This is a genomic window from Paenibacillus sp. FSL W7-1088, from assembly GCF_037969855.1.
In the GTDB taxonomy this organism is placed as follows: domain Bacteria; phylum Bacillota; class Bacilli; order Paenibacillales; family Paenibacillaceae; genus Paenibacillus.
The window spans coordinates 4,450,371-4,463,588 of sequence record NZ_CP150216.1; the positions used below are offsets into that span (position 1 = coordinate 4,450,371).

The 13,218-nt window shown below is 45.9% G+C and carries 11 protein-coding genes and 2 pseudogenes; 3 read left to right on the forward strand and 10 right to left on the reverse strand.

All coding sequences use genetic code 11. The features are described 5' to 3' along the window. Window positions 1-8 precede the first annotated feature (8 nt). Both MKY42_RS19970 and MKY42_RS19975 read left to right on the forward strand, forming a co-directional pair. Window positions 9-101 (forward strand): annotated as a pseudogene (locus tag MKY42_RS19970) (sugar ABC transporter permease); the annotation flags it as partial. Between the two features lie 105 nt (window positions 102-206). Next, on the forward strand, window positions 207-1,397 hold the full coding sequence (locus MKY42_RS19975; protein WP_339844141.1) for an MFS transporter: 1,191 nt from the start codon (window positions 207-209) through the stop codon (window positions 1,395-1,397). Window positions 1,398-1,558: 161 nt separating this feature from the next. Here the strand turns inward: MKY42_RS19975 and MKY42_RS19980 are convergent. The 9 genes and pseudogenes from MKY42_RS19980 to MKY42_RS20020 all read right to left on the reverse strand — a co-directional run. Next, window positions 1,559-2,000: pseudogene (locus MKY42_RS19980) on the reverse strand (nitrilase-related carbon-nitrogen hydrolase); the annotation flags it as partial. Next, entirely contained in the window at window positions 1,940-2,182 is a 243-nt protein-coding gene (locus MKY42_RS19985) for a hypothetical protein (RefSeq protein WP_339844144.1), read from the reverse strand. The gene MKY42_RS19985 and the pseudogene MKY42_RS19980, both read right to left, overlap by 61 nt. Continuing rightward, a complete protein-coding gene (locus MKY42_RS19990) occupies window positions 2,175-2,501 on the reverse strand; it encodes a hypothetical protein (protein ID WP_256222135.1) in 327 nt (108 codons plus the stop codon). Before MKY42_RS19990 ends, MKY42_RS19985 begins: the two co-directional genes overlap by 8 nt. A 337-nt stretch (window positions 2,502-2,838) precedes the next feature. After that, window positions 2,839-2,991 carry a hypothetical protein gene (locus MKY42_RS19995; protein ID WP_177185745.1) on the reverse strand — a complete coding sequence of 51 codons (153 nt, stop codon included), beginning with the start codon at window positions 2,989-2,991 and terminating at the stop codon, window positions 2,839-2,841. Window positions 2,992-3,208: 217 nt separating this feature from the next. After that, window positions 3,209-5,128: a family 43 glycosylhydrolase gene (locus MKY42_RS20000; RefSeq protein WP_090900044.1), complete on the reverse strand. Its 1,920-nt coding sequence runs from the start codon at window positions 5,126-5,128 to the stop codon at window positions 3,209-3,211. A gap of 617 nt (window positions 5,129-5,745) precedes the next feature. Beyond that, window positions 5,746-5,967, reverse strand: coding sequence for an AbrB/MazE/SpoVT family DNA-binding domain-containing protein (locus MKY42_RS20005; protein ID WP_090900048.1), 222 nt, complete (start codon window positions 5,965-5,967; stop codon window positions 5,746-5,748). 238 nt (window positions 5,968-6,205) lie between these two features. Continuing rightward, on the reverse strand, window positions 6,206-6,583 hold the full coding sequence (locus MKY42_RS20010) for a VOC family protein (protein ID WP_090900050.1): 378 nt from the start codon (window positions 6,581-6,583) through the stop codon (window positions 6,206-6,208). Window positions 6,584-6,668: 85 nt separating this feature from the next. Further along, window positions 6,669-7,586 carry a helix-turn-helix transcriptional regulator gene (locus MKY42_RS20015; RefSeq protein ID WP_090900053.1) on the reverse strand — a complete coding sequence of 306 codons (918 nt, stop codon included), beginning with the start codon at window positions 7,584-7,586 and terminating at the stop codon, window positions 6,669-6,671. After that, complete coding sequence (locus tag MKY42_RS20020; RefSeq protein WP_090900056.1) at window positions 7,568-8,500, reverse strand: helix-turn-helix domain-containing protein; 933 nt, start codon at window positions 8,498-8,500, stop codon at window positions 7,568-7,570. The genes MKY42_RS20015 and MKY42_RS20020 overlap by 19 nt, the downstream gene beginning before the upstream one ends. A 146-nt stretch (window positions 8,501-8,646) precedes the next feature. Here MKY42_RS20020 and MKY42_RS20025 point away from each other — a divergent pair, with 146 nt between their 5' ends. Further along, on the forward strand, window positions 8,647-11,352 hold the full coding sequence (locus tag MKY42_RS20025) for a trehalase family glycosidase (protein ID WP_090900059.1): 2,706 nt from the start codon (window positions 8,647-8,649) through the stop codon (window positions 11,350-11,352). A gap of 45 nt (window positions 11,353-11,397) precedes the next feature. On the opposite strand, the gene MKY42_RS20030 is transcribed toward MKY42_RS20025, so the two are convergent. After that, window positions 11,398-13,203 (reverse strand): histidine kinase, encoded by a 1,806-nt coding sequence (locus MKY42_RS20030; protein ID WP_339844156.1) that lies wholly within the window; start codon window positions 13,201-13,203, stop codon window positions 11,398-11,400. Window positions 13,204-13,218 lie beyond the last annotated feature (15 nt).

The window sequence follows — 13,218 nt, forward strand, 5'->3', positions numbered from 1 at the left end:
CAAGGCTGGCGAGCAGGCTTCGTAAAATATGGCATATTACTTTGCCTGGGATTAAGCCTACCATTGTTATTTTGCTAATTTTACAAATCGGGAAGATGCTCTGATGAATCTTTGAGTATAGATTGATTCCTAATAGAAAAATACCAGTATATCTTTTTTCATTTTCACAGTAGTTATACAAAATAATATAAATAGGAGTGAATATTGTGTCTGTTACCAAATCAAAAGCATTTTTTATTTTCATCCTAGCTTTAGGGATTTTTGGAATCATTAATACAGAGATGGGCATTATCGGGATATTGCCACTCATTGCTGAAAACTTTGGAGTTAGCGTTTCAACTGCAGGCCTGCTTGTTAGCCTATTCGCACTCGCAGTTGCAATTTCAGGTCCTATCTTGCCATTGTTATTCTCAGGATTTAACCGTAAAGGTGTTATGCTTCTTGCTATCGGGCTATTTGTGGTTAGTAACGTTGTTTCTATGTTTGCCCCCAATTTTACAATAGCCTTAATAGCAAGAATTGTTCCTGCATTCCTACATCCGGTTTACGTGTCTGTTGCCTTTACTGCAGCTGCTTCCTCAGTTAGTCCAGAAATGGCTCCAAAAGCAATCGGTCGTGTATTCATGGGTCTCACCGCGGGTATGATTATTGGAATTCCAATTGCCTCTTTCATTGCGGACTATGCGAATCTTGAGATAGCGATGTTATTCTTTGCTGTTGTAAATGCTTTAACATTCTTGGCCATTCTTCTCTTTGTCCCTTCCCTTCCCGTGAAACAAAAACAGTCTTATGGTTCACAGGTTCGTATTTTGAAGAAAGGTGTTGTTTGGGCAGCCATCTTTGGTGCAATCTTTATCCTTTCTGGTATGTATGCAACATTCAGCTTCTTTGCAGAGTACCTTGGGCGTGTAACGGAAATGTCTTCAAATACGATTAGCTTAATGCTTATTCTATTTGGTTTAACAGGGATGATAGGTAATTTACTCGCAGGTAAATTACTTACAAATAATGCGTTAAAGACTGCCTTTGTCTATCCACTCGTGTTTGTTGGTAGTTATTTTGTACTATTCTTGCTCGGATCGTTTACTGTTCCCATGATACTTCTTATTGCTTTCTGGGGCGTATTGTTTACTTTTGGCCTTAATATCTCCCAGTACATGATCACTTCATCCGCGCCCGAAGCACCAGACTTCTCTAACGGTCTGTTCGTAGCGTTTTCAAATCTTGGAGTTACCATTGGTACAATGGTTAGTGGTGCATTTATCAATGGCATGGGTATTCAAAGCGTCATGTGGGTAGGAATTGTCTTCTTGTTACTTGGGTTCTTATCTATCCTATTATTTATACCTCTTACCCGTAAGTCCAATATAAAAGATGCATCCAAGTTAGCAGCTTAATATCTCTCCAACAAAAAAGGTCCTGAGTCGTTTGGTATTCCAACCTAACGATTCAGGACCTTTTCTATTTATCAATCAAGGTTTTTAAAAGCAGGTGCTCCTAATTGTGGAGTTGAAGTGTTTTTTGTTATAGTTCTGTGCTTTTCCAATCTACAATTTGAAATCAAGCCACCTATTCTGCCGAACGGGGTATCGATGACATTTAACGTACTGCCATCCCCTTGCCCCCACAGGATACGTTCGGAGCCGGTAGGAACCAGCTTACGGTGCTTGCCCAGTAAAGTCCCGTCCGGCCTGATATAAAACATTATACAAAGTGCCCGTACTGAACTCCTGATCCCTCTCTACCACGCCGATAATCAAATAAACTCCCAATTCTTTTGCCAATTGGCCCAACATTTCAGTTTCGGATCCCGGAACGTCAATCGAACTTTCCCAGTAGCGCTGCCAATCTTTTCTCCCTTCCACTGTACGGCTGCCAACACGCATACCGAAGCTGAGACCCCGCGGATACCCGGGCAGGAATATCTCGGGGAACACGATCAGTTGCGCGCCTTGTCCGGCAGAGCTCCAAGTCCCGTCCCTGTTGTGAAGATGGTCCAATCCGTGCCGCTTTCGAGCAGACGAAATAAGTCCCGTTCCAATTCCCACTCTTGCAGCACAAGCAAACCCTGCTGCGGACGAACGATCACCTCACCGCCCTGCCGCTCAATAATCTCACCGAGCTCCTGTATTTTGCGTGAGCCGGTGATGGCGACCTTTCGCCCTGACAATCCTTTAGGCAAAATGTTCACCTACTCCTGCTTTCTTGAGCGTCGTTTTCAAATCACCCTTGAGAATTCCGTGAAGCTGCAAGGTTTGGCGGGTGGTGATGAGCATATTTTTGTAATCTGTATACTCATCCGCCAGCTTGTTAAAGACGAGATATTGATCCGAAGTTAGCACATCGCCCGGAATGCGGGCGCGGATCATCATGCTGTAATGCCGCTCCTTCCCCTCTATCTTAAGCTGTGCCCGTAAATCCCGATCATCCTGCTGATAGACGCCATGAAACTTGAGCACTTGAATATTATCCTCGGAAAAATACGGTTCTTCGTCCTGCAACGCTTCCTTTATTGTGCCCCTAGATGACGGCCCTACCGCTTGATGATCTCGACCTTGGATATCTTTTCGTCATTTGATGTTTTCATAAACCGAACTCACTCCCTTATTTAATTCTGATTTGATCAAAATGATAAACGAAAAAACGCTAAAAATAACCATCCAATATCGGTATATTTGTACCCACCCATTCTGGTTGGAGTTACCCTTTGCCCGTTATACAACAAATAGCCTCCGTTTGTGTGTGTAGTTCTAGTCTGACACTTCAATTCTAGCTCAATGCATTAAAAAGACAAAATATTTCATCATAATTGCAACAACCGCTTTAAGATCTTTACGGTCAGCTCCATTGATTGCTTGATTTTTCGCAGACATTTTCACAAATTCCGTATTTAACCTCAGGTACACCAGCAATCAGGATAAACTCCTTCTTCTTGTTAATGCTGCTACCAACATTAATTACACCATCTCGGTAAAGAATAAATGCTTTCATCGTCAGTATGCCTCCTCTGCCGGCCGAGACTCCCTGCAACTGGCTCACGGCTACGCGCGGCCAGCTTTTGGCCGGCAGCTGCCTCACGTAATTGTTGATCTGCTATCGGTATGCGTCCTGGTGCAGATCGATTTGATTAGTTTACTTTTCAGTGGCCTCGCTATAGGCATAGGTGTTTTGCTTAACTTCTAATTACATATACCTTTGCATTTTTGCTTCAGTTTGGTATTAGTTTAATGTAATCAATTAACAGATCGTAGTCTGAACTTGAGCCATTTTTACCTGCAACGTTAAACTTAAAAGATTTATCGCCTGCCGAGCTGAAGGTGATAGTAGCAACATTCAGTTCTACATAGTTAAATGCAGAGGAATATAAATCCTGAATCAGACCATGACTGACATCGTTTACAGACAATTGAAACTGCCCTCTGTTCGCTCCCTTTTTCACGCCGACCCTTACACTATAGCTTCGCGCTTCGGGCACATTCACCGTGTATGTCACAAAGTCGTTGACTGCATTGGCGTCTAGTGCAGTTCCAAATCCACCGCTCAAATTTAGGTCTCGACCGGTTCCATTCCCAAACATGGTGTGTTTGTCGCCAGAGGTTGCGCTTACAAATAAATTTTCTGTTTCATATCGGCTGCTTTGAACTGAAATATTATCAAATTTGGCAGCTGAATCATACGTTCTAAGACCAACACTGCCCCCAATATAGGTTGCATCCGTTACATTAATCTTAGGTATCGTCATATCATCAACATAGACCTTTATGGAAGCATCTTGTGCGACGATTTTAACATGATACTTTGTATTAGCCGTTAAGCTCATAGAAGCAGTGGAAAGCGATGTCCAATTGTTGTTAGCCTTTCCGATCAAAACCTTCTGATTGGGAACATCGAGTCCAGCATAGTAGCCTTGGTAAGCATCCGCACCCGTTCCAGGATTGGATACTCTAAATACCAGACCCGCATTGCCGGTTGACCCCGGTGTCACATCAGCTTCATAAATTACATCTGAGAAATTGGTATCCAAAAGTGCCTTGGCACCCGGATTTGATGCTACATTATACTGGCCGCCAGATACGGTCCATGCACCGCCATATTTGGTCCATCCCGTATCAGTACTGTCATCAAAGGTATCTTCTTCTGACATTTCGACTGGTTTTATCGTATTATCAGCATTAAACTCAAATTTATCAAATGCCAGTACGCGTTGTGAACTGCTCAGATAACGCTTATGGTAAAAAATGTACCAATCATTTGTTGTAGGTGATTGAACAATACCGTTATGACCAGGTCCATCTGCTGTTGTCGTATCGGTATGTAACATAATACCTTGCGGTACAAATGGTCCTGTTACAGAGCTGGACGTTGCATACATGACCTTATAAGATGAATCTGCCCAAACGCCTGCAGCATAAGTCAAATAGTATATCCCGTTTCTCTTGAACACTTTAGGCGCCTCAAAATAATCATTATCGCCCGTTTTAGTGGGCGTAACTTTCTTATAGACGGTTCCGTCAGACCATGTTCCCAAAGACTTCATGTCCGCGTTAAGTTTTACAACATTACACTCGCCCCAACTGCCATAATACATGTACGCTTGACCGTCATCATCTATAAATACATCTTGATCCATTGGGCCTGCACCATTTCGTACAACGTTGATAAGGGGGGCGCCAATCGCATCGGTATATGGACCTTGTGGATTATCAGCGACCGCAACGCCTATTCCGCCTAATTGTCCATCGCCATTGATTGCGTTAGCAGCAAAATAGATGTAGTATTTCCCATCGCGATAAGCCCCGCTCGGCGCCCACAAGGAGTGTTGCAACCATGATATATTGGCCGAGCTTATGACATTCGAGTATTTGGTCCAATTGACCATGTCTGTTGAAGAGAAGATGTCCACCGATTTTGCGCCAGTGTCGGATTCACCAACTTGAGTCGAACGAGTCGGATACACCCAATATGTGCCATTATATATCTGTACGTCAGGATCTGCATAATAGCCATCCACAAATTGTGGACCAGCGTGAATTGGAGCAGCATTTGCTAGTCCCGGTAAAGATACAATCAAGCAAAATACAATCGAAAAGCAAAACAATACATAATTAGATTTTTTAGTTTTTTTCATAATACAACCTCCTTCTGTAGTTGACTTGACAGTTTACTCCCCTCGTTACAAGATAGCGCTTACAAATTAATGGAATTTGAATGGTTCATTACTGAATCACCTATTGAATCAATCGTTACATATTGACCTCCTCCTAGAAGCTGTCTTCGCCACTGCTGCCTAGCTGATATGGATGCGTAGTCTTGTCCTGTAATCCCGATTATGAATTGACACGCATTGTTCCTTGAAATCTTTCTCTACGGCCATGTGGTCTCCGCTCAGCACAAATGTGATTCGACAGGAGTCTCTGTCGGTAATCTTAAACAGAGATCTCATGTAAAGTATCATACGCTCATGAATTTTGATTAAAATGTAATTCTATAAATGATTTTTGCAAAAAAATAAAGATTTGAAGAGATGATAAAAATGCACTCCTGCTGTCCAAAAAAAAAAATCAGCGTTACCGTTTTAATTCGGTAACGCTGATTTTTTTTATATTTTTAATCGAGCTACAACTGGTCTACATATTTTTTGAATTGTTTGTTTTCGCTAGTTGGATTTGAATACTTTGGATTCCCCGCCGGTAATGGGTTATTTAACTAAAGTTGCATTAGCTCAACAGCCGCTTCTGATAGGTACTATTTTTCTGCAGATAAACAATTATGGCAAACAATTTTGCCTTTGAAATAGGATACGTTTTCTGCATTGCCGCAGAAGATACAAGCAGGCTCGTATTTCTTAAGCATAATACGCTCGCCGTCTACATAGATCTCCAGAGCATCATTCTCGCCAATACCAAGGGTACGGCGCAATTCGATTGGAATAACAACACGACCCAATTCGTCGACTTTACGTACAATATCATATCAGTTCAGCGACGACGGTAGGAGTCTAATGTAGTGTAGTACTTTGAAAAATGCAAATGAGCCCATCACCGTAATTTGGAAGCTTTTATTTTCCAATTTTACATGGCAATGGGCTATTTATGTTCAATGTAAAGCAGTGTAAATAGAGTGAGAAACAGATGGATCGAAAGGTTGGCCAATCCATAAGTGCTTCCCATTTGCTAGTTGTTTAATGGCGCATTCCTTCTCTTCGCTAAGCGACGAGACTGATTAAATTGTTATCGGGGTCCTTAATGATCGCATATCGCTCTCCCCACGGTGTATCTCGCGGCTCGAGGAATCCGTTATACCCAAGCATCGTCAACTGACGGTACACGTCGTCCAGCGCTTCGTTGCTGGAGAACTGAAAAGCGAGCTCGGTCCGGTAGCCGACAGGATCTTCCCAGCCTTCAAAAACACTCTTTACCGATTCCAGCATATCGAATGCAAACACAATTCCTTCTTGCTCCACGTCTACGTGATGCGCTTCGTCTGCGCCGTCCGGAATAACCAGCCCCAGCACGCTATAAAAATCCAACGACCTCTTCATCTCTTCTACGTAAATCGCGACTCGTTTCAACTTTACCGTCATGCTTTGCAGCTCCCCTCTCCTTGTTTGATTTTCAATCCCATTATAGTAATTGTCCCTCATTGCAAAATAGTAAAAACGGACTTCCTCACTCCTGCTTGGTCAGCCGTTTAAGTGGAAGTCCGTAATATCGTTTAAAAACGCCAGCGAAGTGTGACTGATCGTAGTACCCGTGTTGAAGGGCCAAATCCGTCAAGCTGAAATAGTCTCCGCTGTTCAATTCCTCAAGAACGCTTTGAAAGCGGACGATTCCGAGCATCTCCTTCGGGCTTAGGCCAAGCTCCAGTTCAAAAGCCCTTCGCAGATGCCTCTCGCTGAAATTCACTTTATCCGCCAAATCCGTTACGGAAAGATTACCTTTGACCTCGTATATATACTGCATGCTCTGGTAGACCAAAGTGGGAGCAGGCGCCTCGGTCGCAGCCAGTATTTGGCCCAATTGCTGCTCGACGACCTCGATCCTGTCTGGTAACGATTGGGCAGTCAGCAGCTTTTCGACCCAATCCAGAGCCTCTTGTCCCCAGAGATCCTCCAAAAACACACGATTTGCCGCTAATGTCGATATTGGAGACTTCAGGATCGTGCGGGCCGACTCCGAATAAAGCCGGATGCCCCATACCGAGCGTGCTATTGTAAAGTTCATAACTTCGACTTGTGTCGTTAGCCCTACGACATAAGCGGCCTGCCTGCTTGATGAAGCGAGCAGGTCCACTGTAATATCGACACAGCCATCGGGGATGACTCGATGCCCCGGATTTCCCGGTACCGGCAGGAAATCCACCGTCCAGTAGGCAGCTACATGCGACGCCAGGCGACGGCTCGGCGCAAACTCCCGGAAGTTGTGAGAAGCTTGACAACAATCAGCCGATCCATCATTTGCTTGTTCATTTATGTATTTATCGTGGGTCCAAAAATAGCTATACGAGTCCAGCGTTATTCCATAAGGAATAAGGGCTGATTTTTTTTGTTTTCTGCGGTAAAAACGCATCAGTCTCCGCTTTCCCATTGCATGAGCGAATATTCCCCTATCGATCCGTTATCCCGTCCATGACGGCATATAAACTGCTTCGGGGAGCAACCAAAATGTCTTCTAAACAACTGATAAAATTGAGCCGGGCTTGCAAATCCCACTCTGCCGCTGATTTCGGTTACCGACCAAGACTCCGTGAGTAGAAGCTGCGCGGCCCGCTTCATCCTCCGCATTTGCACATAAGACGTAAACGTCATTCCCATTCCTCTCTTAAACAGCTTGGAAAAATAACTGCCGTTGTAATTCAACTCTTTGCCGATATCGGCGATCAGGCAGGATGTCTCGAGCTGCTGCTCAATCAGCGCTAACGCAGGCCGCAGTTTTTCCGCCAGATGCGGGTCCATCGGCGCAATAACCTTCCTGTCATCGATTTGAATCAGCGTATACAAAAGCATTTTGAAGCTGGCATTAACGGCGAGCTCGTATCCTCTTTTCTTGGCCGTAATATCCTGAAGCATTCTATTGAGCAACTCCAAGGCTTGTCCCTTTGAGCCGGACTTGCTTAACGGCTCGTACAGCGTCGTCAGATTGGCGGATTTGCCCGTAAAAGCCGCATAATACGTCAGCAGGGACGGGTCCATAAAAGCGGTCATATCAACGTGGCACACGATGTAAATCAGTTCGGAAGTTCCGTATTTATAGGATCGATGAAGCTCATTTGAGCCTAACAGCATCACGTCGCCGCCTTGCAGCGGATAATGATGATTCGTTGTTTCAATGGCCATCGTGCCCTTCAGAACAGCAATCCACTCCACTTCCTCATGATAGTGCCATGGTCCGTATTCCTCGGAGGTTAAACTTTGGTGGTTAATCTTCCATATTTTCATGCGAAAATATGGATCGGCGTAATCGACCTGTTCCCTGTCATAAGCACTGAAACTCACCGTCATTTTCCTGCCTCCACATTGGCTATAGTGCCTTTATCGTATCATGAATGTCCGTTTTCAAGACAAAGGAATCGGCTATCAAGAGGCTTTTTCGGGCACCTTGCCTTTACAATAAAGAGAAAATGCCATAGCCGAAGGAGCCGTCCGACATGAATGACTATCAGCGTCTTTCCAATAATCATGACTTGAACCTGCCTTCCTGGGGACCTTATGCCAAGCAATATATAGGTATCTCCCACATTAACGATCCGTCGAAAGGCGTTCGATTTGATTTAAGCTTAATGCCCGGATTCTATCGGCGAAAAATAGACATTCCTAATGTCTTATGGGAATCCGGCTATCATCCCTGGGAGGCTTCGCCGGATTTCAGCCATTTCTCCCATCGTCATGAACTCGAATGGAAGGACCGCGTCTACGCGGATATATCGTTCAGCCGGATTGATGAGCAGAGTCGGCTTATCCGCCTTAACTTCGCCAATCAAACGGAGTATCCGCAAAATCTGGTGTTGCACGCGATGGCTTCGCTCCAGCCTCCCCGGCTGCCGGGACACGGCGAAGTCCAAATCTTCGCGGAAGCACGGCTTCCTGATGGAGCAAAATGGGTAAATGCGCTGGATTACAAGGAATTGATCTTTGCCAAGCCACGGCCTGCAAACGGTCTTGTCTACGCCGGATTGGCGCGCGGGGAGATTCGCGGACAGCATTTTACGGGCGGATCGGCTGTTGGCGGTTCATTCGGAACGGATCCCGGAGATCTGCTCCGATATGAGATAAACCTCGAGACCTCCCTGAAGGACGCCGTGTTCCTGCTGCGCGGTCAAGCCATTCGAGGAGCGGAGCTCGAGCTTCGGCTCGGGGAGCAGAAGTACCGGCTTCATCTGGAACCATCCGGCAGCTTAACGTTGTCAGAACTGCATATCGGGAACTTGCCTGCAGGAAAAGTTGCCGTTAGTCTTCGCACGCGGAGTGCTAACCCGCTTGTTCTTGACGGCTTTACGCTTGTCGAGCAGCAGACTTCCGAAGAGGTTGCGTTCGTGTATCTCCCTTGGGGCTTGGAACCGAAACTACTGGAAGGTCCCGTTCCCGGCAGTCTTATTCTTCATTATCCGGATAACCCCTGCTATTACGGCTTGTTGTGGAATTATCCCGATGCGGAGATCAGACAGTTCAGAACGGACGAGCTTGATCATTTCGCCCGTCACACGGTGCACAATCATGTGAATGCTATTTTGCAAGGCAACGGAAAAGGAAATTATACGAATGTGTTTATGCGTCCTATTCCCCTAAACCCGGCTTCATCCCTTGTTCTTCACGGATTGGTGTGCGGCGGGACTTTGGAAGAAGTACATGCCCGTCTGGCATGCTTTGCATTGGATGCCAGCAGCTGCGAGTCTATCTATCTAGCGGAACGCAAAAAGCTGGAGTCTCCTCCCGCTTATCCTTCGGGCGACCGATATTCCTTCAGCCAGCAGCTCATGCGGGCGACCTTGCTGACTAATACGGTTTTCCCGGTCTACACCAAGCGACAATTTATTCGTCACAACACGCCGGGGAGATGGTGGGATTCCCTGTATACATGGGATTCCGGGTTTATCGGACTTGGCTTCGCCGATCTCGATGACAGCCGGGCGATTGATTGCTTAAATGCTTATATGACGGAGCCGGGAGATCCTGAAGCAGCCTTTATTCATCACGGCAGCCCGGTTCCCGTGCAGCATTATTTGTTCCACGAGTTATGGAACCGCAAGCAGTCTCCAGAGTTCCTTAACTATTTCTACCCGAGATTACGGCAATACTACTTATTCCTTGCAGGCAAATTGAATGGTTCAACAACGGACGTATTTCAAACCGGTCTGCTTCAAACCTGGGATTATTTCTATAACTCCGGGGGATGGGATGACTACCCTCCTCAAAAATACGTGCATGAGCAAAAATTAGAAAATAAAGCAGCTCCCGTCATTACGACGAGTCAGCTCATACGAATCGCCAAAATCCTTAGGATGGCGGCGGCATCTTCTGATGATTGGGATATAGACATCCAGGAATACGAGAAGGATATCCGTAGATGGAGCAATGCCCTTGACGCTTATGCCTGGGATGAGGAGACCGGCTATTACGGCTATGTGCTGCATAACGAAAAAGGAGAATACGAAGGTCTTCTGCATCACGGCTCCGGAGCGAATTACAATAGGGGGATGGATGGTTTATACCCACTCCTGGCAGGGATCTGCAGCAAAGACCGTGCCCGGCGTCTGATTGAAGCCTTGTTTGACGAACAACGTTTCTGGACGCCAATCGGCTTATCCACCGTTGATCAAAGCGCCCCGTATTATCGGGCAGACGGTTATTGGAACGGTGCGGTCTGGATGCCTCATCAGTGGTTTTTCTGGAAAACGATGTTCGATTACGGTTATCCGGACCTCGCTTACCGTATTGCAAACACGGCGCTGGAATTATGGAAACGCGAGAACGAAGCCACTTACAATTGTTACGAGCATTTTATCGTGCAGTCGGGACGCGGCGCAGGCTGGCATCACTTCGGAGGGTTATCGGCGCCTGTCATCAATTGGTTTGCGTCCTATTATCAGTTGGGTAAGGTTACGACAGGCTTTAACGTCTGGATGCTGCAGCAACGCATTAAGGATGACTTTACGGAATATGAGGCAGAGTTTCATTACGCCGGACAATCCGATCAGCCCTTTCATATACGGGTCAATCTGGCCGAAGGATTCGAATACGAGGCTAACTGCACAGGATGCGAAGTCGTATGCACAAGCCACCCTGACGGAGGAGTGGATCTCATGATAACCAACTGCCTGTCGCAAGCGTCGATCCGGATTCAGCCCGCTGAATAAAGGTAAAGGCCTGAATACGCCATTCAGGCCTTTACTAGTTGCCTGCTATTCCAATGACGGAATCTTAACGACTACAGTTGTTCCATAGCCAATCCGGCTTTCTATGGTGATCCCATAGCGCTCTCCGAAAAGGAGCCGAAGCCTGTTATGGATATTGGTTAATCCGATGCTTTGCGACGGTTGGCCGTCTTGCGCGCGTTCCGGATAATCCGTGTCCAGCTTAGCCTGGAGAGCGGCCAGTTCCTCCGGTTCCATTCCTTTTCCGGTATCCCTGATACAGAAGCACACATCCCCCTGCTCATCCATGCTCCCGGTAACCTCTAGCCGCCCCCCTTGGTCCATCCGCTCGAGCCCGTGATAGACGGAATTCTCGACAATAGGCTGGAGAATCATCTTGGGAGTTCTCAACTCAAGCAGCCGCTCTTCCACATCCACGTTCATAGAGAATTTATTATCATACCGAATAGAGATAATCTTTATATAGGCCTGAATACAGTCCACTTCTTCCTTGATCTGCACAAGCTCATCTTGCTTGATGCTGTACCGGAAAATTTTGGACATGCTTGACGTCATTTGCGCGATTTCCCTGTTTCCGTATTCCAATCCGATGCTGCTGATGCAATTCAGCGTATTATACAGGAAATGCGGGTTGATCTGGCTCTGCAGGGCAGAAAACTCCGCTTGCTTCTGGCTGAGCTCGGATTTGTACAATCTGGCTTGGGTATTAAACATATCCCTTGTCATTTCCTCCATCTCATCCATCATCCGATTGATATCGCGAGCCAGCGAGCCTACTTCATTGGTAGAGCGGACTTTAATTCGGAAGCCCCTGTCCCTTCTCCCTACCCTCTTCATATCCATAACAAGCCCCATCACCGGATTCATCAGGCTATTCATGAAGAAAATGCCCATCATAATCAGAATGAGAATAATCCCGATCCCCACGATAATGCTGACCTTCCTCATAGGGTTCATGTCCGCAGTTAGTTCATGAACCGGAATCAAACTAACAATTCGCCACCCATCCGCCTGCTCCAAACCTTTGACCTGAACGAGAATACGTTCCCCGTCGATGGTTGTGTTCACGCCGTTAAGCAGGTTGTCCTTATTCATAGACAGTACATCCTTGAACAACATGCCTCGTGTCTTGGCATTCGTGGACGCAATAACCTCATCCTGGCTGTCCAGAATGTACAAAGTGGAGTGCGGCGTCAATTCCGTATTTTCCACAAGCCCCTGAAGCTTGTCCATATTAACCATTACGGTGAAGTAACCCGTTATTTGCGAGAAATAGATGCCACCAATAGATTCCAAAATCGGCGCGATATAAAAAAACTGTTCCGATCCCGTGCTATCGTCTTTTAAAGTAGTGGTGAACTGCCCCTTTTCCCGAAGCGAAGGGTCCTTCTTATACGTCCGGATAAAGCTTTCGTAACGTTTTAGAAAGAAAATATCGCCGCCCGAGGAATCCAGACTGTAAAGCTGCTTCCCCCGAACGTCATCAATGACAATTCCGCTCACATACGAATTAAAGGATCTCATATAATCCATGAGATCCAGTGCATAATTACCGCTATCAAACGCCCTTTTGTAATCATCATCCACTACGGTATATTCCTGAATCAGTTTGCTGTTGACCGCAATGCCGGTGCTGACCCGGATATCATTAAACACGGTATCAATCTTGCTTCGCGTTTGCTCTATCATTTGGTTTCCAAAATTGGCGGCCCTATTCTGGGTTAGATGAGAGAAGCTATTGAAGAAATACAACACCATGACTGTAAATATAACGATAGCGAAATAAAAGATAAGCCATATCTGATGTTTCAATTTCAGTCTACTGGTCTTCATGGCCTGCCGCTCCGT